The sequence below is a fragment of the Bradyrhizobium sp. Crot121 genome (genome assembly GCF_059512385.1).
Genome location: NZ_JCAMOR010000034.1, coordinates 1 through 25531 on the forward strand (window position 1 = coordinate 1; position 25531 = coordinate 25531).

The window sequence follows — 25531 nt, forward strand, 5'->3', positions numbered from 1 at the left end:
AACGGTCGGGTCTCGACGGCGAAAGCCGGCGCCGCGAAGGCTGTGCTTGCGGCAACCACTGCAAAAACGAGGGAACGACGCGAGAGCATGGCTCGGCTCCTTTGATTGTGGGTATAACGAGTTTGCGCACTATGAACTCGGCGCGCCGGGCCAAGGTGTCCGCAACCCTCTAGTTGCAATTGGCCGGCCAAATATGGCGATTGTACAGAGGCAGCAGAATGAGCATTAGTCCTGTCCGGAAGTACATCACACAGCGTTCTAATCCGGTTACCGGCGCGGGCTTTCCGCTCACGTCGCAATTGTACGGAATCGAAGGATGATCACGGCCAGGATGATGATGGTGAGGCTTCCAAGCACGGGGTTACCGTACGAGCTGACCAGCACCTGAGCGCCACCAAGGATCAAGGCAGCGAGTGCTAGATTGCCAAGTGACACCCCGGCGACGAGCACTAGCATGAATGCGTTGATCAGCCAGGGCACACCAAGGTTCGGGTGCACGCTCACAAGTGGCGTGATTAAGGCGCCGGCCAGACTCGCCAGGCCAGCACCGAGGCAGAAGGTAACAAAGCGGACGAACCGGGTGTTGATGCCGAGCGCCTGTGCCAGCTCCTCGTTCATGATGACCGCTTGGGCTACGAGGCCAATCTGGGTTCGGCGCATGACCAGCCACACGACGACGCCCAGCACGATTGCAACGAGGAGCAGGACGAGACGATACAGCGAATACGTGACTCCGCCGACGCTCACGGCTTGTGTGATGGCACTCTCAGTGAACCGAATCTCGCGTCCAAAATAGAGCGTAATGCTCTGGACAATGATGATGTTCAGACCCCAAGTCGCGAGGATCGTGTCGAGCGGCCGGACATAGAGGCCCCGAAGCACTCGCCACTCCGTTACCGCTCCGACCACGACACCGCCCGCAAGAGCGATCAACAACGCGCTCCACGGATTCCAGCCAAGCCAAGTAGCAACGACTGCTGCATAACTGCCAAGCGCAAGAAAAGCGCCGTGTGCAAGGTTGATGATCTTCAGGACACCGTAGACGATCAGGAGGCCGAGCGCCACGATGTACAGGACCCCCGCCGTCGTGACGACGTCGAAGAGTTCGATCGTGTACATAGCGATCAGCCTCCTGCTTTTCCTGCACTATCAGCGAGTCGGGCACTGGTCACCCGGATCGATCAGCCCAAAGTCCCTCAGCACCTTCGTCTTGCCATCGGCTTGGACTTGCGCCAAGTAGATCGGAAGCGGCGCGTGGTTCTGTTTGTTCATCTGAACGGACCCGCGCGGCCCCTCAAACACGACCGTGGGCAGGACCTTGATGATGGCATCCGCATTCGTGGTGCCAGCCTTTTCAGCGGCCATCGCATACGCGTGCAGCCCGTCGTACTCTTGCTCGGAAAGTGCGTTTGGCGTCTTCAGCTCCGCTCCGAACTTCTTCTTCATCGCCTCGAGGAAGCGTTTGTTCTCGGGATTGTCGATGCCCGTGAAATAGTCTCCCGTGTAGTACACGCCCTCGGCCGCGTTGCCGCCTGCCTCCGCAGTCAGCTCATCGATGGAGAGGCTTCCGATCGGCATCGTGAGCCCGGCTGCTTTCAGCTGCTTGAGAAAGTCGATGTTGGGGCCGCCGCCAGACGTGGAGTAGATGATACCATCGGGATTCGCTGCTCGGATTTTGCTAATGATAGCCGTCCAGTCCGATTGCTGGAGTGGTTGGTATTCTTCGCCGAGAATTATCCCGCCCATATCTTTGATCGTTTTCTTTGCAGCCTCGATCATCCCGCGCCCGAACGCATAGTCACTCCCAACTGCGGACCACCGTTTGACCTTCTTCTCGTCGGTCATGAACTTGATGAGTGGGGGCACGACCTGCTCCGGGACCCAGGCATTGACGAACAGGTATTCTCCGCATGCCCGGCCCTCGTAAAATGAGGTGTAGATGAACGGAACCTTCGCCCGCTCGGCGATCGGCGCGCCGGCATTGCGCGCCGCACTCGTTTCCATGGTGATGATGACGTCGGCCTTGTCCTGGCGGATGCCCGTGTTGAATGCCTTGACTGCGCCGGCCGGCCCGCTCTCGTCATCAAGAGGAACAACCTTTACCGGCTGGCCGAGAATGCCGCCCTTCGCGTTCAGCTCGTCGGCCGCGAGTTCGGCCGACTGCACGACTGCCGGCGCGACAACGCTGTTCACCCCGCTGAGGCCAACAGGTATGGCAATCACGACCGGCTTTTTCTCCTGCGACCGCACTGGTGCGACCGCCAGAAGCAATGAGGCTGACATCAGGAGCAGTAGTTGGATCCCATAAACCTTTCGCATTGGATTTTCTCCCTTCTCCCAGTTCAAAAGGATGCAGCGTTCCGGACGCAGGCCTCGTTCGGCTAAATCGCAAGGTGACGCTCTATAGTTTTCTGCGCCCCGGGGTCGCTCGAATTGCCGGTCTCTACAATCGTTCCAACCTTCAGGACCGCGTATCGGTCGGCCAACGCCAAAGCAAACCTGACATTTTGCTCTACAAGTACGATGGTGGTCCCATGGGCGCGTCGCTCCTGTGCCAGGATGTCCTGAAGACGTGTGATCACTGCGGGTTGCAGGCCTTCGGTGATCTCGTCGATCAGGACCAGACGCGGGCGCGTCAGTAGTGCTCGTGCCATCAGGAGCATCTTCTGCTCGCCACCGGACAGCGTGCCTGCTCGCTGCTGGCGTCTGGCGGTTAAGAACGGAAACCATCCCGCCACCGCGATCAATCGCTCGTCGAAGCTCGAAGGCCCTCGCAACGCCAATCTGAGGTTCTCCTCCACCGAGAGATCCTGGAAAATCGACTTTTCCTGGGGGACGTAACTGACTCCGAGCCTCGTGATCTGGTATGGGGGCCAGCCGGTTACATTTTCACCAAGCAGTTCGACTTGGCCGCGCCGAGGTGGTAGCAATCCCATAACGGTCTTCAGCAAAGTCGTTTTGCCCATGCCGTTTTTACCGAGGACCCCGAAGATCTCCCCAGGTCCGATGTGGAAGGTCACTCCGTGGAGCACTCGAGAGCTGCCGTACCCACCCTCCAAGCTACCGACGGCGAGGCCGCGTGGGGCCACTGACGCGATCATGCGGTTCCTCCGACATAAATCGAACGGATGAGGTCCGAGTCGGCAATCTCCGATAGCGGCCCGTCGAGCAGAACTTTTCCCATGTGAAGGGCGACCAGTCGCGTGCTGATTTTGCGGACGAAGTCGAGATCGTGCTCGATGAGCAAAATGCACAGCCGGTGGCTCTGGGCCAACTCTGTCAGCACGCTCCCGATCGCCGCTCGCTCGTCGCGTGTGAGACCCGCGGTCGGCTCATCAAGTAGCAGCACGGTCGGCTCTTGGGCGAGTACCATAGCGAGCTCTAGCGCCTGCTTGGCGCCATGAGACAGATGACCCGCCCGCTCGTTGAGCATGGTCGTCAGTCCAGAGACTTCCACCGCGTCAAGCGCGGGCTCAGGTAACTCGACTGTCCGCGACCGTCGCCAAAGGGATGTAGGCTTTCGATATGACCGCGCCACGCGAAGGCAGTCCAGGACCGTCAGCGCATCGAAAACGTTGGGAGTTTGGAACTTCCGACTAACGCCAAAGGCCACGCAGCGTTGCGGCGGGAGCCGGTCGATGCGATGACCATTTATCAGCACTTCGCCTGTCGAACGCTCGCGGCCATCAGCGATGCAGCGGAGCAGAGTCGTCTTTCCGGCCCCGTTCGGCCCGATAATCCCAACAACCTCGCCGCGGTATGCTTTGAGCGAGACCCCATGGAGCGCCACGAGGCTTCCATACTGCATGCCAACATCACGTAGCTCCAGCACTGGAGCTTCGTCCGGCGAGCCTATCACGTTGCGCCGCTGACCCAGAATGTCCCCCGGGCTTGAAAGGGCGACGGCGGTGCCTGCCCATGCTCCTGGCTGCGCGTCAGCGGACGCTGCATTCCGTCCTCGATTGAGAAGTTGCCTGATGGGGCTGACCAACACTGACAGGCCCTGGCCGATTGCCGGGACGAGTCCCTGAGGGAGATACACGACGACGAGTACGAAGGCGAGCCCCACAAAGAGCAACCAGATGAATGGCAGGTTGCCTCCGAGCAGCGCCGAGACGTAGTTGACCCCGACCGTGCCGAGGATCGGACCAATAAGTGTCCCGCGCCCACCCAAGGCTGTCCAAACGACAAGTTCGGTTCCGAAGACGAAATCCCCATAGGAGTGAGCCGCGACGCTGCTAAACAGTACGTAGAAGGCGCCGGCCATGGCCGCGATGGCGCTGCATGCGGCCATGAGACGAATCTTCAGGTACGAAGTGTTTAAACCAAGGTAGCGGCAGCGCTCCTCGTTCTCGCGAATGGCGAGCAGAACTCGGCCAGCGTCACTCGAAACGAAAACGTACGCGCCCATGGCAACAACGAGAAGGAGCCCGCCCGCGATATAGTACCACTCCGTGATGGAAAGGAACGGCACTGGGATGGGCAGCCCGCTGCTTGATCCAGTGTAGGCTCCCCCACTCAGGATGATCTGCGTGAATACGACAGGAAGTGCGAGCGTGACGATGGCAACGTAGATGGGCGACGCGCGGTCCCAAAAAGAGAGCCAACCCACGGCAGCTCCGACCAAGGCCGCGCCGACCATGGCAGCGAAAATCACTCCTGCGGTGGCGAGCGCCCCGTCGACGTAGTACGCCAAGGCGATGGCAACCATGTAGACCCCGATGCCGAAGAAGGCCGACTGACCAAATGTCAGGACACCGGTGTATCCCCACAGGAGATCGACCGTGACGGCTGCGATCGCGAAGAAAAATGCCTGCGAGAGAATCTGTTGCGCGTATTCCCCGAGCACGATCGGGCTACTGAGCAGGAAGGCAGCGAGCACGATGGAAACTCCGAAGATCGTCAGCCATCTACGGGCCGAGCTCAACGGAGAAGTGATCTCCTCTGCGAGCGTCCTGCTCGCTGGGATCAGCACGTCCGTCTTCTGACGATGGGTCATACTGCTACTCTGATCCGCCGCCCCCTTACGTAACGCTTTCCCCTATTGTTCGGACGCCACGGTGAGCAAGTCGCGATGCCGAATGAGATCGAGAATTCGCAAAAGCACTTGCTTCCCCTTGAGCGTACGGCGAGTGCGAAGCTTCGTCCCGGTCGCGAAAAACGTGACCGGAGTCCGCGAGCTCAAGGAGGACGATGGGCGGACGCTGTTGAGTGCCGCTTGTCCGCTCCATTCCAAGCTTTTGGCGACGTTGGCCTGCTTGGCGCCCACGATCGGCTCCATTTGAATACAGGCAATCGTGAGCTCGCTTTGCGCGCCCGAAATGTCGCTCATTGGCCATTCCCACAAGCGAACGGGAGGCTGCAGGCTGCCTATCTACCGCAGCGATCACCAACGATGGTGACTCAATTCAATTGAGTTCGCAGAGCGGAGTCAAGCTCGCACGGCAAACGGCATCGGCGGAACTTTCCTCCATCCGGTTTGGCAATCCGCGACAGCGAACCTGCCTTCGCATGTGCAAAAGGTTCATGCCCAAAAGCCTCATGCAGATGGTGTGCTGACGCGAAATGGAAGCTGCAAACATGCGGTCGCGTGGTGGCTTCGTACGCCCGGAACACTTCCTGGTGCGTGTATTGACCTGCACTTCCACCTCGCCGTACAATTGAGCGCGATCTGCTCAAATGGTATACCCATGGCGACGCCTTACGACCTGATGATGCGGGTGTCGCATCACTACTATCGCAGCCATCTCACCATGGCTGAGATCGGAAATCGTCTCGGTATTTCGAGGCACCGCGTTGGTCGACTTCTTAAGGCGGCCATCGCCACAGGCGTGGTCAATATCGAGATCCGCGTCCCAACTAGCGAAAACGTTGAGCTCCGGAAGGCGCTGGAAACAGCGTTCAAGCTCAAGGCAGCCCTGATCGTTGATGTGCCGCCCGACATTTCACCGGATCAGATGAAGCAGGTGACGTGCCGATCGGCGGTCTCGTTTCTTAGAGACAGGCTAAGCGCGCATCGGACGATCGGAGTGGGATGGGGAAGTACGACATTCGAACTTATCAATGCGCTTGAGCCTCTAGATCTTTCGAACACGAAGGTCGTGCAAATCACCGGCGGCAACAAAAGGCTATCGATGCAGTTCGATTGCCACGAAGTCGCGCGTCGCCTTGCGCAGAAGCTTCATGTGCAGCCTATCCTGCTGCATGCGCCAGGAATCGTCGATAACAGGCGGACGCGCGAACTGCTGATGCGGGACAGCAATATCCGCGATACTTTTAAATATTTCGGTGAGCTCGATTTGGCGATTGTCGGTATCGGCGCGGTTAGGCCGGCAATTCAGTCCATGCTAATTACGAGCGGGTACATTTCCGCGACGGAATTGAGGTCCTTGAAAAGGGCAGGAGCCGTCGGCGATGTCTTTTCCTATTTCATTGACGAAGATGGGGAGGTCGTACGAACCGAGCTCTACAATCGGCTGATCACGATTGGTCTTGCCGATGTTCGCCGCATTCCAACCACCTTGGGTGTAGCCACTGGCGCGGCGAAGGCGCGAGCCCTTGCTGCGGCCATGCGTGGCGGATTTATCAATACGCTGATCGCGGACAGTTCGCTGGCCCGCGCGGTGCTGGCGTTGCAGCCGAAGGCTGGCAAGGTCCGCGCAGCGCCCAAGGCGCGCATTGCGCCCGCGAGTAAAGGATCGAAAGTTAATCTGCGGAGGACATGCGACTAAACGATCGTCCCAAATCCTAGGGAGGAAGACATGAGTGCTAATGTCTCTGTCACTACCGAACAGGGTGCTGGTATGTCTCCTGTTCGCACCCCCAAAGACGCGCTCTCGCGGCGAGAATTCGTGAAGGCCACGGCAGTAGCCGGCGCTGCGACCGCCATCAGTTCCTTTCCGTACATTCAGGCCAAGGCGGCTGAGACTCCCTCGATCAAATTCGGTCTTCTCGAAGATAGATCAGGCAACTTCGCCATCTTCGGCCTCAACAAGTGGCACGGGACTCAGCTGGCTATCAAGGAAATCAACGATGGCTGGACGCTCGACGGCGGTGTTCAGGGGCCTGGTGGTCCTGGCGCGTTTGCCAAGACCGCGGCAAAGCCGCCGACCGCCAACATCAAGGAGGTGGTGGACCGAGGTGGTGACGAGACGGTCGATGCGACGGTTTGGAAGGAAGGTGACGAGTATTTGGTCCAATCCGGCGAGAAGGGGGTGCTCGGTCGCTCGATTGAACTCATTTCGCCCGACCCGCAATCCGATAATACCCAGTTCCAGGCCTTGTCACGGCGCCTCATTCTCGAAGACAAGGTGGACGTCATCATGGCGGGATTCGCCAGCGCGGAGCGCGAGGCGATCCGTCCGATCATGTATCAAAACAAGATGCTCTACTTCTACAACAACCAGTACGAAGGGGGCGTAGCCGACAAATACACATTCTGCACTGGTGCAATCCCTGAACAGCAGATCGTGCCGGTCATGCAATACATGATCAAGAACTTTGGTCCAAAGATCTACACCCTGGCGGCGGACTACAATTTCGGCCAGTTGAGCGCCGCGTGGACGCGGGCGATGGCTCCACTGCTCAACGCAACGGTGATTGGCGAGGAGTTCATCCCTCTCAGCGTTTCGCAATTTGCGTCAAGTATCGCGCGCATTCAGCAGGCAAAGCCCGATTGGCTCATGATGTACATCACGGGCCAGAACCACTCGAATTACTATCCGCAGGCAAATGCCGCGGGCCTCAAAATCCCGATGGGGTCGAGCATCAATATTGCGCAAGGTTACGAGCATAGGCGCTTCCAACCGCCGTCTCTCGATCGCTTCCATGTGACAGCAAGTTACATGGAGGAGATACCAACCCCGCGTAATCGCAAGTTCGTGCAACGTTGGCGCGCGATGTTCTCCGACGAGCCCTACATGGCTATGGAAGGCCATAGCGCCTACGTCGCGACCCATCTCTATGCCAAGGCCGTCCGCCTCGCCGGCACGACGCAGAAAGAGGCCGTAATCGAGGCGCTGGAATCCGGCATTGGCGTTGAGGCGCCGGCTGGCTGGGTTTTTATGGATCCCGCCACCCATCATCTCAGCCAATACATCCGCCTCGCGCGTTGTGACGAGAAGCATAACATCCAGTTCGTGACTGAATGGCCCTACATCGAGCCCTGGTGGACGCGCCGGCTCGGCGTGAACCTAGTGCGGAAGTCGGAGTCAAAACAGTACATCCCGGACGAGGACCCGTTCTTCAAGAAGTTCGCGAAGAAGACTTAGACCGATTTGGGACGTGGAGGAGCGGGGGGAACGAGCGCGGCGTGCGCCGAGCTAGTGGATTGCATGTTCCTCGGAGGAAGGTAGACAGATGAGCTATGCCGACCTCGTGAGCCTCGCGTATCAGTACGTGGACAACATGGCGTTTCTGCTGTTGGCCGCGCTCGGGTTGATCATCATCCTTGGGGTGGTGAACGTCATCAATCTTGCTCATGGCGAGTTGATAATGCTCGGCGCGTATATCACGACGCTTGCTTACAACCGCGCCCATCTTCCACTGCCGATTTGCATGATGCTTAGCGTCGTCGGCGTTGGCCTGTTCGGGATGGCGCTGGAGCGGTTCATTGTCCGGCGCTTCTACGGTGACAGACTCGGCGCGCTTGTCGCCACCTGGAGCGTCGGTCTGATCCTGAGCCAGGGCACTCTGCTGACGCTCGGTCCGTCGATGCAGTCCGTGCCGCTGCCGGCGTGGACCTTCTCGTATGGGGGCTACTCGTTCGGGGGCTATCGGCTTCTTCTTTTCGCCATCGCGCTTGCCGCAATATTTGCGACCTGGTGGGCATTCTATCGCACCAAGATCGGGGTGCGTACACGGGCGACAATGCAAAATGCTGATATGGCGCGCGCCCTCGGCGTAGACACCCGCCACATCTACCTGCTCACATTCGGTGCCGGGTCCGCCTTGGCCGGCCTCACTGGTGCGCTGTACGCCCCCACCACGACGATCGTTCCGCTGATGGGTACGCAATTCGTCGATGTCGCGTTCATCACCGTTGTGATCGGGGGCGGCGCTAACCCCATCATTGGAGCGCTATCGAGCGCCGCGTTGCTGGCCATGATCTCGACGCCTCTGTCCAGTGCTCTCGGCACCTTCATCGGACGCATCGGCCTCCTCGTTGCGGCACTCGTGGTAATCAGGTTTCTTCCGCGCGGATTATCCGGCTATTGGCAGGAGCTGCGTTATCAGCGCATGGGGAGGGCGTCGGTGTGAAAGAACCCATTCCGAACACCGGGACGAGGATGTGGCGGATCCTCAATGGCCCCCAAGAGCTCGGACGCGGACCCGCGTTCTGGACGTGTTTTGCGGCGGCGACGGTGATTGCCCTGGCCTATCCGAGTTTTGGCTCAGCGTTCGGTCTGTCCAATATTGCGAACTTTTGTCTTTACGTTCCGATGGCACTCGGGCTTTCGCTCTTGTGGGGCTATAGCGGCGTGCTCAGCTTCGGGCAGAGCGCGTTCTTCGTGATCGCAGGTTACGTCTATGGATTGGTAGCGGGCAATCTGATCGACATTCCAGGCGGCACGCTCGTCGGCGTCGGGGCAGGAATTTCGGCGTCCGCTCTGGTGGCCGTCATCTTCGGATACTTCGTCTTTTACGGACAGGTCAGCGGATGGATCATCCCGCTGCTGCTTCTGGTACTGTCGTTGATCCTGGAAACCTTCCTTGGGCAAACGGCGGGTTACCAGTGGCGTGTCGGCAGCGTGCTGTTGGGCGGTTACAATGGGATGACCGGAATTCCGTCGATTCAAATCGGCTCGATCACTTTCGTCAGCGCGAGCATAGCTCTCTATTACCTCGTCATGGTGCTGACGCTGATGATTTATCTCGGCCTTCGGATCCTGGTGAATTCCCGGTACGGACACGTTGTAATCGCGATCAGGGACGATTCTGAGCGTACGCGCTCGCTTGGGTACAACGTTGCCATCATTCAAATCCAGGTGTTTGTCCTGGCCGCGGCATTGGCTGGGCTCAGTGGTGTCCTCTACGTCTCCTGGGGAAACTACATCAACCCCGCAAGCGCGGGAATGCTCATGGCAACCTTGCCGGTGATCTGGGCGGCAGTTGGCGGACGCAAGAGTTTGGTCGCTGTTTTGGTGTCAACACTAATCCTGCGTTGGTTGGCAGACACATTGGCGGTCAGAGGCGGCGAATATGCCTTTCTGATCATGGGAGTTCTATTGCTCCTGACCATGGTGTTCTTCCCGGAAGGGATCATCGTGTCGTTGGCGCGCGGTTACCGCCGTTGGCGACCGAAGGCACATGACGTGATACGGGCGCCGCAATGAGCGAACTCACCGATCGAGATGCGCGACCGCTGTTGCGGACCGAAGATCTCGTGAAATCCTTCGGCGGCGTTATGGCCGTCGATCATCTCAACTTGCTGGTGTCTGCCGGCGAGTTACGTTGCGTCATCGGTCCAAATGGAGCAGGAAAGTCGACGCTGTTCGGCTTGTTGTCAGGGCTTCACCGACCAGACCGAGGTCACATCTGGTTCAAGGGCGAGGAAATCACCCGGCTACCGCCTCATCGCCGGGTCCGCAAAGGCTTGTGCCAGAAATTTCAGACCACCCGCATCTATCGCGACCTGACGGTCGCACAGAATCTGCTCATCGCGAGCGGCGTTCAGTTCGAACGAGAAAACGAACGATTGAGGTGGGCGCTGCGCAGCCTCGATCTGGCGTCACGACCAGCGGTCAAGGCCGGCGAGCTGCCCCACAGTCACCAGCAGTGGCTCGAAATCTGCCTTACGCTATCCACCGAGCCCGACCTTCTTCTGCTCGATGAGCCGACCGCGGGAATGACTCTCGACGAGACCGCGCGGACGGCACGTTTCCTGATCGACCTCAACAGGCAGGGCCTCACGGTGCTGGTGGTGGAGCACGATATGGAGTTTGTGCGCCACATCGCGCGCCGTGTGACGGTGCTGCACAATGGACAAATCTTCAGTGAAGGTGTTTTGGAGGAGATTGAGGCTAATCAGGAGGTCCGGCGAATCTATCTAGGAGAGCGGTGAGAATGACACTCGGATCTCTCATCGAGGTGCAGGACTTGGTGGCTGGATATGGTAGCGGCGATATCCTGCAGGGCGTCACCCTGAGGATCGAGGCGGGCGAAATCGTCGCAACGATCGGGCGCAATGGAGTTGGCAAGTCGACATTGATGAAGACTCTCATCGGATTGCTCCCCACCCGTTCCGGATCGATACGGTTCAAGGGGCGAGCAATTACGAATTTGCCGCCGCATAAACGCGCGGCGCTGGGCATGGGTTACGTGCCCCAAGGGCGGGATATCTTTCCCGAACTCACAGTCGAGGAAAACTTGCTGATGGGGGAGGGTATCAATCAGGCGAAGGTCAGGCCACGCTACGATCTGGTGTATGCATATTTCCCGATACTGCACGCGAGAAGGCGTCAGCTCGCCGGGACCTTTAGCGGCGGCCAGCAGCAGATGCTGGCGATCGGTCGTGCGCTCGTCGGTCGACCGGAACTGTTGCTGCTGGACGAGCCGTCGCTCGGCATTCAACCGAGCATCGTCCAGGAGATCGGCGAGAGCCTCACCAGACTTAACCGCGAAGAAGGCCTTTCGATTCTTCTGGTCGAGCAGAACGTTGGACTGATTTCACACATGGCGCAACGTGCATATGCCATGGACAAGGGGAGCGTGGTCGCGACCTTGACCTGGGAAACTCTCCAGCATCGAGAAGTGCTGGCGGAGCACTTGGCAATTTGATCTCCACCTGCTGAAGGATGTTCGAGACAATGTCAGCATCCAAATACGCGACGTTCCTGCGTAGGTATGTCAAGGACCAGAAGACCGAGTTAGCGGACCTCTATCACGCTGTCCGCAACATCCCCTACGGCTCGGTCGGGGATCGGGATCCCGTGAAGGTCATCACGAACAATGTGGGGTCTTGTTCGGGTAAGCACATTCTCCTGCGCGATCTGCTCCGTCAAATTGGCCATGATGCAGAGATCATCACCATCTTTGCCCATTTCAATCGCGGCGTCCCGTCGCATCCTTCCATGCCGGCGGACCTGCGCGTGATGATTGAGGGTGATCCCGTCTGCGATTTTCATCACTATCTCCGAGTGCTTGAGGATCAGCACTGGCTCAAACTTGACGCGACCTGGCATGATGCCTTGATGCCATTCGGATTTCCGGTGAACCGCAACTGGCGGGGAGCAGGCGACACGGTGCTCGCTGCGACGCCAATCAGGGAGTATCCGGCGGTCGAGGATTTGGCTGCGCGGAAGGCCGAGTTGCTTGCGCAATTGAGTCCGGCGGAGCGCGAGAAGCGGACGCGTTTCTTCGAGAAGCTGACCGAATGGATAGCGACACTCTGACCGAATGTGCCAATGATGACGGCAACTGATGTCTTTGTGGGAGTGGACGCGGGCACAACCGGCGCTAAAGTTGCGCTCTTTGACGGAGCTGGCAACGAGCTCGGGAGCGGCTACTCCGACTACCCTTGCATTTATCCGCACCCGGGGTGGATCGAGCAAGACGTGGAGGATGTCTGGCGTGGCATCTGCAAGGCCAGTCGGACGGCGCGAGCACAGGCGAACGTGCGGGATGAACTCATCCGATCGGTCGGCCTGTCGAGCCAGCGCGGAACTTTTATTCTGCTCGACGAGCAATATCGCCCACTCGCGCCCTGCGTGCTGTGGAACGACAGTCGAGCAAAGGACATGGAGCCTTTGCTGGCGGAGCGGCTCGGTATGGATCGCTTCCGAAGCATCACCGGCATGCCCATATCCGGAAGCTGGTCGATCGCAAAACTCGCCTGGCTCGTGCGCCATCGCCCGGATCTCATGCGACGCGTACGTCATGTCTGCAATGGTCAGGAGTTTTTCCTGTACCGGCTCGGGGCCGACCGTCTCGAGAGCGATCCTTCGTCGCTGACGTTGAACGGAATGCTGGATATCCGCAGCCTCGATTGGAGCAAGGACGTCATCGAGGCTGCCGAGCTTAATCCGAGCCTGTTCCCAACGGTCGGCAAGCCGGCCAGCCCGGTGGGCAAGCTTTCGCGTCAATCCGCCCAGCAGCTTGGGCTGCCAGCGGGCACGCCGGTGTGCCGGGGCGGCGGCGATCAGCAGTGCGCGGCGGTTGGTGCCGGCGTGACGAAGCAGGGATTGGCCGAGGTGACCATCGGGACCGCGGCAATGATGGTCGCACATCTTGACAGTCCCGACCTCGTCACCGGTTCGGCTCCCTATGTCGGCGGCCACGCCGTGCCGAGTAAATGGGATGCCGAGGGCGGTGCGTTTTCGATCGGCAGCTGCCTCAAATGGTGGCGCGACCACTTCGGTCAGCTGGAGCGCGCGCAGGCGGCCGAGCAAGGAGCGAACGTCTATGATCTGATCGTCGAGTCCGCGCAAGCGTCGCCGCCAGGCAGTCGAGGCGTGGTGTTCCATCCATTTTTCGCCGGCCAGGTAACGCCTTATTACGATGCCATGGCGCGTGGCGCCTTTCTTGGGCTGGGGCTCGATCACGACCGCAGCTGTCTGGTTCGCGCAATGCTGGAAGGGTGTGCCTGTGAAGTCCGGTTTATGGTCGACGGGATGGCGCGCGACCTTAAGGGCGGCATATCGGAGCTTCGCATGACCGGTGGCGGCGCGCGCTCGCGACCGCTCATGGAAATTCACGCTAGCGTTCTGGGCCGGCCGATCGTTTTGTTGCGCAATCGGGAATGCACGGTCCTGGGCGCGGCACTACTCGGCGCGGTGGCTTCCGGCCACTTCGCGGATGTCGACGAGGCTGTGCAAGCCATGGTCGTCATCGACCATGCGATCGATCCGGATCCCAAAGCCACGAACGTGTATCAGGATCTGTTCCAAGTTTTCCGACAAGCCTATGAGGCTCACGCGCAGTCGGGCGTCTATCAAGCAATCTATCAATTCCAGCAACGCTACTTTTGACGCCACGGCTGGCCGGGTCAGTTTCCAGAAAGTGTCGAGCCGCTCCGACTGCGGCCAAGTGACCGATGCCTTCTACACGGCATCACCCTGGCGTTTCTTTCAACAAGTCACGTGAAAGAGCCCGGTTCTCTTTGCGCGCGACCGGTTGAACACTCCGATCGCCTCGGGTGTCGGCTTCAAAAGAACCGCGCAACCCTTTCTTTCGAAAATGCTTCAGCTTCCGGTGACAGCTGCACGTTGCCCACCTGACCCGAGCCGATAACGACCTGGTCGCACTCCTTCTCGAAGACAAGTTTTGCTTCGTCTTCCGAAAGTACGTGAGAGGTACCGTAGAGCTTCTTTGATAACTTCTTTTTCCGCTTCACAACTTCGCCGGAAAGGCGAACGACCACGTCGTGCTCATACGTCTTTCCGTCAATTGTAATCGCGCCAAATGTGGCGCTCTCAATCTCATCGCGACCTCCTTCTAATCAGAGCCTGTTCAAACAGGCAGCGAGGCGCCTCGACGCCAGCATCATCCTCGCTGAAGAGCGTTCCAGTTGCTGGATTGGGGCGGAAGGGCAGAAGGTGGTGTTGGAGTGCACGTCGTCCCTGGATTGCCGCGCGGCATGCTCTGGCACCGCAATTCCTTTACGCAGGCGCATGCTGCTTATACCACCGTCATCTCGTGCCTCAGATCGGGAGCGAAGATGGCCTTCGGGATCAGGGCGTGAACGCCCCGGACGATATCTACCACCTGCGTCACGCGGAAGCTCACGGCGATGCTGCATAGGGCGTAGGCGTCCAGCTCGCTGATCTTCGCCCGCGTCGCCAGAAACTTGATCGCATTGCGCGCAGCAAGCGTCATCGCCGCGTTCAGGTCCTTGTCAAGCCCGATGACGATCCAATGTGTGTCCGTCTCCGCCACCGGCCAGGCCAGGTTTTCCTGCTTGTGGAGGATGATTTGGATGCGCAACTCTTTCATCCGTGTCTCCAGCGCGGTAAGCGAAATCTCGCCGTCCCCCTGCACCGCGTGGCTATCGCCCGTATAGATGAGGGCGCCCGGCTTCCATACCGGGATGTAGAGCGTCGAGCCTTCGGACAACTCGCTGAGATCGAGATTGCCGGCGTGCGGGCCTGGAGGCACCGAGCTGATCACGCCGGGGCTCAAGGGCGGGAAATAGCCGTCGGGCGGCGCAACGCCCAAGGTGCCCTGGAACGGCTTCAACGGAATGCTGATGTTTGGCATAAACTTGCCTGTCATGGCGCCAAGGTCGAGATCGACATACTTGATCTGGCCCTGCGCATAGTCCTGCGGCAGCAGGCCCGTGCCGAGCGATCCCGGGTTGTTGAACACCGCGCCCCATTCGTAGGGACGGATCGACTGGTACCGGATTTCCAGCACGTCGCCGGGCTCGGCCTTGTTTACGGCGATCGGCCCGATGATCGAATGCGGCCCTTTGCCCGGATTGTCAACGCGCAGCTTCGCCAGCGTGTCGATCGTTACGTCCGGCTGCATTTCATTCAGGAAGTGCGACCAAGTATCGGGGAAGCTGATGATGTCGCCCGACTCGACGGTGAGAATGGGTGGCAGGGTGGCGTCGAATACCCCGAGCCGAACCGTTTCCCTGGAATCACGTGCACGCGACCGTCAGGCTGGGAACGGCGCACAGGCCTGGCGCCGGACTCCTGCGACTGCGCAAGGCCGGTGAACCACGGCTCGACAGCAGCCAGCACCCCCAGAAAGCTGCTCGCCTGCAGGAACTTCCGGCGCCAGCGGCCACGGGCCGACAAGTAGCCACCAAAAGTTTCCTGATCGACGTGGTCCATATGGAGGAGGCGATCCGAGGCGCGATTGTCAAAGGCGGCGTCCTTGATATCCTCGCGGATGATACCCATTCCCTTCTCGTCGCCGCAGCCAAAGAGGTTAGCGCAGGCGTAATGGTGATCGTGAGCGTGTTGGCGCGCGTGTTCGAGCTCTGACATGATGACCCTCGCAAGTGGAGCTGATGCTGCGAGTTCGCGCTGTGAGCAAACTCCCGTTGAGTCGTCCCGTCAATGGGATGCCCGCTCCTCTAAGGCGACCGACCCGTGGGTCGAGGAGACGGCGGCTGGGTCGATCTCGACCTCCACAACCTAACAAAGCGCCAGCGCCCACCGGCGTCCGCAAGGGCCCCGGCATCGCATTTTATCAAGACGGTGGAAGGCCTCCACGAGGCGCTTGTGGGCGCGGTTCCGAGCATCAGCTTCGGGCTGGCTGTGCCATCGCGCCGCGGGCCCAACTATGCGGGCACTCCGACACAAACGTCAGAACTTGATGTAGGGATCGGCCGCGGCGATTAGAGGCGTCGATAGGATGGAGCAAGACCGCGCGAACACGACGCTTCGGCATACTGCTTGGTTCACCGTTGTGTTTTCGACCGACCGAGAGCCCGTTTCGTGACGCGCTGGTGTCGTTGGTTCCTGCGCCGAAATCGGACGCAGATCCATACCCCGGGTCGATCCTATCGCAGGCGAGGGCAGCGGCATCCCCCCACACCTTTGTCTGGTCTCGACTGATGGATGCTGCTCTATCCGCAGCCGACGGCCGCGCCATGGATCTCCATGGACGTGATCGAGGATAGACAGTGTCGTCATAGGAGCTCCCGAACGAAACCTTCTGTGTGAATGACGCCGCCAGAGATACTTGGCCGCGTCCAAGCTTGTCCGAAACGGCAGGCTACATTCGCTTCTTGTGTCTCATATGGACATTGTCTCCGTGTGGGTCAATCTGCTGAATCCGGTACGCGATTGACCAACGGTGCCGACTGCAATCAGCGCCGGGTGCGTCTCCACGCCAACGACGGCTTCTGGTACAGGGTGCTGGGTAAAGAACACACGCCGGACTGCTCCTTGCGTTTTGGGCCCTGATAGGTTTTAAGCCCGGTGACTTCACGATCACAGGTGCGAACGAGAAGCGAACCGCGTGATTTGTCACCTTTTAATCGGAGTGACGTACCTTTGGTAGCTCATGCGCTTCAAAACCGTTCTGAGCCTCCACATAAGGAATCCATCATGGCCAAGATGACCAAGAATCAGTTGATTGATGCAATTGCAGAAGGAACGCAGGTTTCCAAAGGAGATGTAAAGGCCGTCATCGAGCAGATGGCGACTGTAGGCTATAAGGAATTGAATGAATGCGGCGAGTTCGTCATTCCCGGCTTCGTCAAGATGTCAGTCGTAAACAAGCCTGCTACTGAAGCCCGCAGCGGTGTAAATCCTTTTACGAAAGAGCCGATGGAGTTCGCGGCCAAGCCAGCCAGCAGGTCGGTCAAGGCGTCACCTCTGAAGGCGGCTAAAGACGCTGTTTGAAGCGGATGGGTTGGTTGAGGCCTGTTCGTTCGCCTGAACTGTGGGTAATTCCATCACACCGGAGGCCGCGCCTGCTTGCTGCTTCGAAGCATCTGCATTAGCGCAGGAGCGGACCACTGACCCGAGAAAGTGGCGTGGCCCATGGCCGAGCAGCTCGCAATTTTGCGCTTTCATCTAACCAGTTCGCCGCGATATATCGTCCGTCGGAGAGCATGGTGATGTTTCGAGGGCGGAAGAACAGATCTCGCGCACGTGATGCACGGCGGGGCGGGCAAGGGCACGAGCGCAATAAGAGTTCAGGCAGAGACATCCAGGCCGGGATTGCTGAGTTGAGAAGCATGCCGCGGGAAAAGCTCGCGGATCCGGTGTTCCTGCTTTCGATGGCGGCAAAGCAGCAAAGTGAGCGGATACGACGATCGATCAAGGAGCGCGCGGAGGCCGAGTTCGGGTTTGATCCGCCACATAACGGAGATATCGCTGACTATCTCGCGGAGGAAGCCGTCTCGATTTTGCGCCATCATGAGGCTGATGTGCCGACGCTCATCGATATCTTGTCTCAGAGATCGCCTGACGTCGACTTCACCGTTCATCAAGGGACGCCGTTTCTATGCTTGCCGCGATGATTCGGGAACAGCGGCTCGAAGGCATTCTGGAAGGTCTCAGGCTTGCTGGCCTCCTGAACGAGTCCTCAAAGAATCGTCATGCCGGTTTTGGTTCGTAGCGGCGAAGCGCTTGGAGGGGAACTTCGGCCTCGGCAGAGGGCGCGTGCGCGTTCGGAGCCTGTCATCGGAGCTCTCAGAACCTGCCGCTGAAGCCACGATCAAGCGGCCGATGATATCGTAAATGTGCGCCCGCGGCGAACGTCGAGTATGCAAGCGCCCTAGGCAACCCGCCGACATTCGGGCCGGCCTTATTGAAACTCCTCGCCATCGGCCTAAGCGGATTGCGAACCAGCAACAGGATCAAAGTGGGGCGTTCAAGCAAAGCGCGCGCGGAGAGTCGCGCAAAGAAACGAAGGACCCCTACGCGGACTGCGATCTCTTCTGCGTCCCCGCTCGGCATGATCGCTCTCCATCTGCTTGCGCAGTGGAGAAAGTCTGGCCGACATGGCATTGTCTTTCTTGCCGAGAACGAGAACAGGGCCGAGCGGCTGGGTGCCGTCATTCATGATCTCGATCCCTCGTGCGAGGTGCTTGTTTTCCCGCGGCTGAACACGCTGCCGTTCGATCAGTTGGAGCCGTCACACGAAATCGCCGGCAGACGGAGTTCGGTCTTGCGGCGCCTTGCCAGGCCCGAGAAGCCAATCATGCTCGTGTCCACGGCGGAGGCAGTGATGGAGCGCCTGCCGCCGACGGCGACCTGGTCTCGTTCAAGTCTCCATCTGAAGGTAGGCGCCACATTCTCCGAACGGGACCTCCGGTCGCGGCTTGAGGTTCTCGGATACGACCTCGATGATGAGGCGGAGTATCCTGGCAACGCGCTGTTCCACGGGAAGACTTTCGAGATATTTCCCGCTGGCGCGCTCGGTCCGTTCCGCGTGGAACATGCGGGCCAGGTGATTCGGCGGATTTCGTCCTTCAACCCGACAGAGCACGAGGTTGTTTTCGAAGCGAAGGAGCTCATCATCGATCCGATGTCGGAGCGCCTTGCGCTCGGGAGCAAACGCGGAAAGCGCGCGACCCTGATTGACTATTGTGGCCGGGCCACGTGGATTGCCGATGCGATGATTCCGGCGCACGCCGAGAGCTGGTTGAGCACGATCGAGGAGGCGGCCAGTCGCGCCGAGAGAGAGCGCGAATATCTTGGGAGGCGCGAATGGAATCAGGCGACCAAGCGCATGAAGGTGCTGTCCGGCAAGGCAGCTTTCATCCCCACACCGGACTTTTCGAAGGTCGCTTCACCCAGAAAGGCTCTTCGAGCATTCGTCGACGAGACGCGACGCGCCGGTTCGCGCTTGATGTTCGTGGCGGCGCAGGAAGAAGATCTGCGCGCCATGGAGCGGATGAGTGGGGTCAAGGCTGAGCGCTTTTCGAACTGGAATGAGGCGACGGCCGGACGCAATCGCGAGGCGGCAATTCTGGCCGATTTCGATGCGGGATTTGTCGAGGCTGGCCGGAAGCCCTTGGTCGTTGTGACGGCGTCCGATGTGCTCGGGAGCAGGGCCCATCATCCGCAGCCCATGGCCAGGGCCTGGAATGCCGCCTTCGACCGTGCGGATGTGCCGGAGCCGGGCACCGTGGTCGTTCATCTGCAGCGAGGACTGGCCTTGCTCGATGGATTGCAGACGGTAGCGATGGGAGGCATGTCGTCGCGCGAAATGATCCGGCTCGTGTTTGCAGGAGATAATGCCATTCTCGTTCCGCCCGCCGACCTGACCATGATCTGGCCCTACGCGTCGGAGCTCGGCGAGCTGACGCTGGACAAAGCCGACGGAAGTACATGGTGGGCTCGGCGCACCGAGGCGGAGCAGGAAATTCAAACCGCCGGAAAGCAGCTCGCCAGACATATCAGTCAGCGGCGCCGGCGGAGGGCGGCAAAATTCGTACCACCAGGCCCGTCTTACGAGAGGTTCGTCGCTCGTTTTCCCTATTTCACGACGGTCGACCAGGCGAAAGCCATTCGGGACGTCCTCGACGATCTGGCATCGGGGCACCCGATGGACCGGGTCATCTGCGGCGACGTCGGATTCGGCAAGACCGAGGTGGCGTTGCGAGCGGCGGCCGCAGTCGTACTGTCGGGGAGACAGGTGGCCATCGCGGTGCCGACAACTGTTTTGGCGAGACAGCATGTCGCGACGTTTCGCAAACGGTTTGCTCCGTTCGGTATTGAGGTGGGAAGCCTGTCGCGGGCCACATCAGGGCCGGAGACACGGCAGACGAAGGAGGGGCTAAAGAGCGGAAGGCTGAAGGTTGTGGTCGGAACGCAGGCTCTCGCCTCGAAGGATGTGAAGTTTGCCGACCTTGGTCTGGTTGTGATCGACGAGGAGCAGCATTTTGGTGCAGCAGAGAAGGCGAAGCTTTCAGAACTGGCCAAGGGGGTCCATACGCTTTGGATGAGCGCCACGCCGATCCCGAGGACGCTCGCGGCGGGTCTCGCGGGTTTCAGGGATCTCAGTGTCATTGCGTCGCCGCCCGCTCATCGCCTTCCGGTCCAGACAAAGATCGCTCCGCTTTCGGACGCTGCCATCGCCGCGGCCTTGTCGCGTGAACAAAGACGTCACGGGCAAAGCTTCTTGGTTTGTCCGCGCATCCAGGATCTCGATCCGATGCTGGCGCGAATTCAATCGCTGGCCCCGGATCTCCGCGTCGTTTGCCTTCATGGCAAGCTGCCCGTTGATGAAATAGACGACCGGATGATGAGTTTCGTTGAAGGCCGCGCAGACGTTCTGCTGGCGACCAACATCGTGGAAAGCGGTCTCGATATCCCGCGTGCGAACACGATCGTGGTCTGCTGGCCCGAGCGGTTCGGCCTCGCGCAACTCCATCAACTTAGGGGTAGGGTGGGACGCGGTGGCATACGCGCGTTTGCGTATCTGTTGACGGATTCAGACTCGGAGGGATCCAAGAAGCGGTTGGCCGTTCTGGAGGAGTTCAATAAGCCAGGCTCGGGCTTTGCGATCAGTGCGCGAGATTTAGATCTCAGAGGAGCAGGGGACCTGCTGTCCGAGCGGCAGTCGGGCCATGTGCAGGTCTTCGGTCCCGTGCTCTATAGCCATCTTCTGAAACTGGCCTCAGAGAAAGCCGACGCCACTGCCGCCGACCTGTGGGTGCCCGACCTGAATCTTCCGGTCGCGGATATGTTGCCGCCAGGCTTCGTGCAATCGGAGCCGGTCCGGCTGGAAATCTACGCCCGTGCGGCCAGGTGTCGAGGTCAGGACGAACTGGATGACTTGGAGGAAGAGACTCAGCGACGGTTCGGCAAATTGCCGCGGGCAGTCCGCGATTTCTTTGCTGCCGCAAGGCTCAGGATCGACTGCAGGCGACGCGGCATCGTTAGATTGGATGTCGGTCCGGAGGCAGTCGCCGCGACATTCCTGCCGGGACGGCTACGGAAGTCGAGAGCGCGATCGTTCCAACGCGACGGCGGTAGGGTCGTCCACACCACCGAGCGCTGCGTCGGGCCGCTCGGCAAGGCGGAAGAGTTCCTGGACCTTCTGGACGAGTGAAGCCTGAAAAGCCGCAAAATGCGGCAGGCGATGAGCGCGAGCAACGCAACGACATCGTTGCCCATACTAAGCCGCCTCCGGGCGGCTTTTTCTTATTTGCTACCAAAGTTCCTTGCATTGCGCGCGAGCCGGCTTGGTAGCAACTCACTGCTCAAAACCGGTTACATGAAACCAATGTTCTTACCAAGTCGTGTTTTCCGCTGGGGGCCGCAACAAATTGAAAACAAATGGGGATTTGGCTGTGCCCCAAATGATGGATTGGGACAAGAGCTCCATTTTCTCAAGAGGTTAGGTGGCTGCCTGTGCACGACGTGTGTGCCGGGAGGTCAAGAAAAATGTTGTGGCTCTAGTGTGGACAGGCTTCGTGAAGGCGGCGGGATGGGTGTGCGGGGGGGGGGGACGCGCACGACAAGAATTTCTCAAGTCAAGGAGCGATGCGCCAACGAGGGATACGTTGATCTCAGATGTCGGAGGTAGAGAGCATCGGCGGCTGCGGCGGGAAGGCAGCCGTTGGGCCCAACTTCTCGGCGGCATGCCAACTCCAGCGCGGGTCATAAGTTATGCCACCGCCGATTGCGATGAGATCCGCTGCGCCGCTGCCGAGAATTTCCTCTGCGTGCTGCCCGTCTTCGATCTCCCACCGCCATTCGTAGCAATATCGGCGTCTTTCGAATGGCAGGAGAAACGCACCTGATACCCGCGTCCTACGGCGATAGGATCAAGTTCGCAAACTATGTGGGCGATCAGGCTTGCAATTTGGAGACATTATTGATCGGCGGCGGTGGTGGCATCGAGATGTTTCAATGCTGCTTCTCCGGCGTTGCGTACGTAGACCATAAGGCTTTGTGCGGCGCCTTCGGCATCGCGCTGCTCAATTGCCTTCATGACTTCCGCGAGTTCGCGCGCACTTTGCTGCAGCCGACCGGGGAGGGAGATGGCGAAGACGCGTGAAACGCTGATTCGGGCGATGAGCTTTTGATGGATGTCGCTTATCAGCTCGTGATTGACGATCTTCATCATGTGCTCGCTGAACTGCCGGGTCGTGCTGACGATTGCCGCGACATCTTCCTGTTCGCGCACAACCTTCAGCTTCTCATAGATGCGACGTAGTGCGGCGATGTCTTCGGCGCCGGCTTCGAGTGCGAAACGGCGCACGACCGCCGCTTCCAAGAGCGCGCGCACCTCGTAGATTTCCTGCACCTGCTTGCGGCTCAACCGCGCCACGATCGGCCCGCGCCGAGGCTCCACTTCGATCAGTTGTTCGGCTTCGAGACGCCGCAGTACCTCTCGAATGGATGTGCGACTGACGCCCATGGCCTCGCACAGCTCTCGTTCGATCAAGCGCGCGCCAGGCGGGAAATGTCCCGTGATGATCGCATCCCGCAATCGCTCAAACGCCTGATCGCGCCGCAGCGGCGGGTGCTCGTCCAATCGCAGAACACTCGTCATGGTAACCGTTGCTCCTGTCATTTGACATGTTGTCATACAGCAGTTTATCGTACTAGAAGATAGAAAGTTGCAGAAATCCGACGAAACTGGAGGAATAATGTCCGATCCGGCTATTTCGAACGAGGTGTCTGCGGACCGGATCCGCCAGCACATTGAAAAGATTGTCCGTGAGATACCGCATCGGGCCGCCGGCAGCCCAAATGGCAAGCGAATGGCTGAGTACAGCCGCGATGTCATGAAGCAGAACGGACTTGCCGACACCGTCATCCATGAGCTCCCGGCAATCGTCTCTTTTCCCGAGCATTCGGAGTTTCGGGTCGAGGCTCCGACGGAGATTTCGATCCAGGCCAATACGCTCGGCCACAGCCTGAAGACGACCGAGGATGGTATCCGCGGCGAGATCATCGATGTCGGTGGTGGCGCATTTTCGGATTACGCCGGCAAGGATGCCCGCGGAAAAATCATTCTGACCGAGCTCTCATACTCGCCGGCGCGCCACGAAAAGCAAAGGATCGCAGGCATCAAGGGCGCGATCGGCGCTGTCATGATGAATTGGGGCAAGCCCGACAATGAGGCGGTCCCGTTCGGTTCGGTGAAGCCGGTATGGGGTAACCCGACACCGGAAAACGCCAAGACCGAAATGCCGACGATTCCCTGCATCGGCATTGCGCGCACCGCGGGACTGAAGCTGCGCGAAATGGCCAAGAAGGGCCCGGTAAGCGTCTGGTTCCGGACCCATGTCGAGAACGGCTGGCATCCTGTGCAGATTACGATCGCAAGAATGCCGGCTGCGTCGAACTCGCCGGAGAAGGACGACTTCGTGCTCGTCGGCGGCCATCAGGATAGTTGGCCTGGCGAAGCCGCGACCGACAATGCAGCCGGCAACGCCTGCAAGATGGAATTGGCGCGCGTGTTCATGCAGCATCGCGACAAGCTTCGTCGCGGCCTGACCTTCGGGTTCTGGACCGCGCACGAGACCGGCACCATGGCCGGGTCGGCGTGGTATGCCGACCGCAACTGGGACGATCTGCGGCGCCACTGCGTCGCTTACCTGCAGATCGACCAGCCCGCCTTCATCGGCACGACGGAATGGGCGACGCATTCGAACGCCGAGCTCAAGACGTTTCACTCCGAAATCGAAAAGCGGCTGCTCGACAAGAAGATCAAATGGAAGCGCTCGGTGAAGTCCGGGGACTCGAGCTTCTTCGGATTGGGCATTCCGATGTTCGCCGGCCAGGGCGCCTTTACCGACGCCGAACTGAAGGAGACCGCCAATGCCACGCTTGGCTGGTGGCACCATTCGATCGACAACCGGCTCGACAAGATGGACTGGACGCTGATGCAGGAACATATTCGTATGTACGCTGCATACCTCTGGGAGCTGACGACAGCGCCGGTGCTCCCTTTCCGCTTTACGCCGGTAGCCGAGCAGGTGATCGCGCGTCTGGAGGAATTCAAGGAGCCGGGCCGCGCGGTTGGTCTCGAAGGCGCGCAGGCCAGCGCGCGCAAGTTCGCCGAAGCCGCGGCCAGGATCGACGCGGCCGCAGCTGCAGAATCCGAGCGTTTCAGGAGCGGCAGCGGTTCGGAAGAGGCCGCGCTCTTGCTGAACGGCGCCATCAAGCGCCTGTCTCGCATTCTTGTGCCGCTACAATCGACGGCAATCGGCACCTATGGCCACGATCCCTATGGCTACACGCCGCAAACCACGATGATCCCGTGCCTGTATGATCTCGGCCAGCTATCCGGACTCTCCGATGGCGAACAGAGATGGATGCTCGAGACCAGACTCGTGCGTGCCCGCAATCGCGTCGCCGATGCGCTCGAAGATTCAACGGCCATCGTCAAAGACGCGCTCGCGCAATTGAGGTAGGGCCAGGCCAATGGCAAGCCGCCGTCGCATCGTTTATCAACTCGTCGCACCAATGGAAAAGGTGCTCGGTGAGGCCGAGATCGACAGGCGGCAGAACTATCTGCAGCGCCATGCCGGCGACGGCATCGAGATCAAGGTGCAGAGCGTTCCGTCAGGTTATCCCTCGATCGAAAGTGAGCGGGACGTGGTGACGGTGGCTCCGCATCTGCTGCGTGGAATGCAGAGGGCTGAGGCCGATGGCGCCAGCGCCGGCATCATAGGCTGCTTCTCGGATCCGGCGCTCGATGCTATTCGCGAGACCGTCAGGATGCCGGTCGTAGGGCCGGGCCAGTCAGCCATAGCGCTCGCCATACAACTCGGCGACCGCTACTCGATCCTGTCGCCGCTCGATCAGGGCGCCAAGCGCGCGATGCCGCGGCTCAGGGGGCAGGGGCTCACAGAACGGCTTGCCAGCATCCGTGGCGTTGGCGTTTCGGTTGTGGATCTGGCGCAGGGCGACAATGCGGCCTGGGATCGTATCATCGAAACGGGCCGCCGATGTATTGACGATGGCGCCGACGTTCTCGTGATGGGGTGCATGAGCATGGCCTTCATGGGCGTGGAGCGTCAATTGTCGGACCGGCTTTCGGTGCCGGTCGTCAGCCCGGTGCTCGCCGCCCTGAAGACGACGGAAACCCTGCTCGATCTCGATCTTTCGCATTCCCGCAGTGCCTGGCCTTCTCCGCCTGACAAGCCTTATCTCGCGTGACC

At 59.7% G+C, this 25531-nt stretch carries 22 protein-coding genes; 13 read left to right on the top strand and 9 right to left on the bottom strand.

The features are described 5' to 3' along the window. Positions 1-288 precede the first annotated feature (288 nt). The 4 genes from AC5ZGW_RS26055 to AC5ZGW_RS26070 all read right to left on the bottom strand — a co-directional run bounded on the left by AC5ZGW_RS26055 (position 289) and on the right by AC5ZGW_RS26070 (position 4999). Positions 289-1119, bottom strand: coding sequence for a branched-chain amino acid ABC transporter permease (locus AC5ZGW_RS26055; protein ID WP_130224535.1), 831 nt, complete (start codon positions 1117-1119; stop codon positions 289-291). A 30-nt stretch (positions 1120-1149) separates the two neighbouring features. Then, positions 1150-2319, bottom strand: a complete 1170-nt coding sequence (locus tag AC5ZGW_RS26060; protein ID WP_207230965.1) for a substrate-binding protein — start codon at positions 2317-2319, stop codon at positions 1150-1152. 62 nt (positions 2320-2381) lie between these two features. Beyond that, the gene (locus tag AC5ZGW_RS26065; protein ID WP_245474584.1) at positions 2382-3020 is read right to left on the bottom strand and encodes an ABC transporter ATP-binding protein; all 639 of its coding nucleotides are present in this window, start codon (positions 3018-3020) and stop codon (positions 2382-2384) included. 77 nt (positions 3021-3097) lie between these two features. After that, positions 3098-4999: a branched-chain amino acid ABC transporter ATP-binding protein/permease gene (locus AC5ZGW_RS26070; protein ID WP_130224539.1), complete on the bottom strand. Its 1902-nt coding sequence runs from the start codon at positions 4997-4999 to the stop codon at positions 3098-3100. Positions 5000-5690: 691 nt separating this feature from the next. Here AC5ZGW_RS26070 and AC5ZGW_RS26075 point away from each other — a divergent pair. From AC5ZGW_RS26075 to AC5ZGW_RS26110, 8 genes are all read left to right on the top strand, one after another. Continuing rightward, entirely contained in the window at positions 5691-6731 is a 1041-nt protein-coding gene (locus AC5ZGW_RS26075) for a sugar-binding transcriptional regulator (protein ID WP_130224541.1), read from the top strand. Positions 6732-6761: 30 nt separating this feature from the next. Next, positions 6762-8270, top strand: coding sequence for an ABC transporter substrate-binding protein (locus tag AC5ZGW_RS26080; protein WP_130224543.1), 1509 nt, complete (start codon positions 6762-6764; stop codon positions 8268-8270). Positions 8271-8358: 88 nt separating this feature from the next. Next, positions 8359-9258: an ABC transporter permease subunit gene (locus AC5ZGW_RS26085; protein WP_130224545.1), complete on the top strand. Its 900-nt coding sequence runs from the start codon at positions 8359-8361 to the stop codon at positions 9256-9258. Next, positions 9255-10334 (top strand): ABC transporter permease subunit, encoded by a 1080-nt coding sequence (locus AC5ZGW_RS26090; protein WP_130224547.1) that lies wholly within the window; start codon positions 9255-9257, stop codon positions 10332-10334. The genes AC5ZGW_RS26085 and AC5ZGW_RS26090 overlap by 4 nt, the downstream gene beginning before the upstream one ends. Continuing rightward, entirely contained in the window at positions 10331-11062 is a 732-nt protein-coding gene (locus AC5ZGW_RS26095) for an ABC transporter ATP-binding protein (protein WP_130224549.1), read from the top strand. The genes AC5ZGW_RS26090 and AC5ZGW_RS26095 overlap by 4 nt, the downstream gene beginning before the upstream one ends. A gap of 2 nt (positions 11063-11064) precedes the next feature. Next, complete coding sequence (locus tag AC5ZGW_RS26100) at positions 11065-11778, top strand: ABC transporter ATP-binding protein (protein ID WP_130224551.1); 714 nt, start codon at positions 11065-11067, stop codon at positions 11776-11778. A gap of 29 nt (positions 11779-11807) precedes the next feature. Next, the gene (locus tag AC5ZGW_RS26105; protein ID WP_130224553.1) at positions 11808-12392 is read left to right on the top strand and encodes a transglutaminase domain-containing protein; all 585 of its coding nucleotides are present in this window, start codon (positions 11808-11810) and stop codon (positions 12390-12392) included. A gap of 12 nt (positions 12393-12404) precedes the next feature. Continuing rightward, entirely contained in the window at positions 12405-13967 is a 1563-nt protein-coding gene (locus AC5ZGW_RS26110; RefSeq protein WP_130224555.1) for a xylulokinase, read from the top strand. A 176-nt stretch (positions 13968-14143) separates the two neighbouring features. On the opposite strand, the gene AC5ZGW_RS26115 is transcribed toward AC5ZGW_RS26110, so the two are convergent. The 3 genes from AC5ZGW_RS26115 to AC5ZGW_RS26125 form a co-directional block, all read right to left on the bottom strand. Further along, on the bottom strand, positions 14144-14359 hold the full coding sequence (locus AC5ZGW_RS26115; protein WP_207230966.1) for a hypothetical protein: 216 nt from the start codon (positions 14357-14359) through the stop codon (positions 14144-14146). Positions 14360-14616: 257 nt separating this feature from the next. After that, positions 14617-15540 carry an acetamidase/formamidase family protein gene (locus AC5ZGW_RS26120; protein WP_349645058.1) on the bottom strand — a complete coding sequence of 308 codons (924 nt, stop codon included), beginning with the start codon at positions 15538-15540 and terminating at the stop codon, positions 14617-14619. Next, complete coding sequence (locus tag AC5ZGW_RS26125; RefSeq protein WP_130224559.1) at positions 15471-15932, bottom strand: hypothetical protein; 462 nt, start codon at positions 15930-15932, stop codon at positions 15471-15473. The genes AC5ZGW_RS26120 and AC5ZGW_RS26125 overlap by 70 nt, the downstream gene beginning before the upstream one ends. Positions 15933-16037: 105 nt before the next feature. Between AC5ZGW_RS26125 and AC5ZGW_RS26130 the strand changes: the two genes are divergently transcribed. Both AC5ZGW_RS26130 and AC5ZGW_RS26135 read left to right on the top strand, forming a co-directional pair. Then, positions 16038-16289, top strand: a complete 252-nt coding sequence (locus AC5ZGW_RS26130) for an adenosine-specific kinase (protein WP_474418797.1) — start codon at positions 16038-16040, stop codon at positions 16287-16289. 711 nt (positions 16290-17000) lie between these two features. Beyond that, positions 17001-17297: an HU family DNA-binding protein gene (locus AC5ZGW_RS26135; protein ID WP_130224561.1), complete on the top strand. Its 297-nt coding sequence runs from the start codon at positions 17001-17003 to the stop codon at positions 17295-17297. Positions 17298-17593: 296 nt separating this feature from the next. Here AC5ZGW_RS26135 and AC5ZGW_RS26140 read toward each other — a convergent pair whose 3' ends face one another. Next, positions 17594-17887 carry a hypothetical protein gene (locus tag AC5ZGW_RS26140; RefSeq protein ID WP_165435096.1) on the bottom strand — a complete coding sequence of 98 codons (294 nt, stop codon included), beginning with the start codon at positions 17885-17887 and terminating at the stop codon, positions 17594-17596. Between the two features lie 470 nt (positions 17888-18357). On the opposite strand from AC5ZGW_RS26140, the gene AC5ZGW_RS26145 reads away from it, so the two are divergent. Further along, positions 18358-21462 (top strand): DEAD/DEAH box helicase, encoded by a 3105-nt coding sequence (locus AC5ZGW_RS26145; RefSeq protein ID WP_165435097.1) that lies wholly within the window; start codon positions 18358-18360, stop codon positions 21460-21462. A gap of 765 nt (positions 21463-22227) precedes the next feature. Here AC5ZGW_RS26145 and AC5ZGW_RS26150 read toward each other — a convergent pair. Next, the gene (locus AC5ZGW_RS26150; protein WP_474418799.1) at positions 22228-22911 is read right to left on the bottom strand and encodes a GntR family transcriptional regulator; all 684 of its coding nucleotides are present in this window, start codon (positions 22909-22911) and stop codon (positions 22228-22230) included. Between the two features lie 211 nt (positions 22912-23122). Here AC5ZGW_RS26150 and AC5ZGW_RS26155 point away from each other — a divergent pair, with 211 nt between their 5' ends. Together AC5ZGW_RS26155 and AC5ZGW_RS26160 are read left to right on the top strand one after the other, a co-directional pair. Beyond that, positions 23123-24781, top strand: coding sequence for a M28 family peptidase (locus AC5ZGW_RS26155; protein WP_165435099.1), 1659 nt, complete (start codon positions 23123-23125; stop codon positions 24779-24781). A 10-nt stretch (positions 24782-24791) separates the two neighbouring features. Further along, on the top strand, positions 24792-25529 hold the full coding sequence (locus AC5ZGW_RS26160; RefSeq protein ID WP_130224569.1) for an aspartate/glutamate racemase family protein: 738 nt from the start codon (positions 24792-24794) through the stop codon (positions 25527-25529). Positions 25530-25531: the final 2 nt, after the last annotated feature.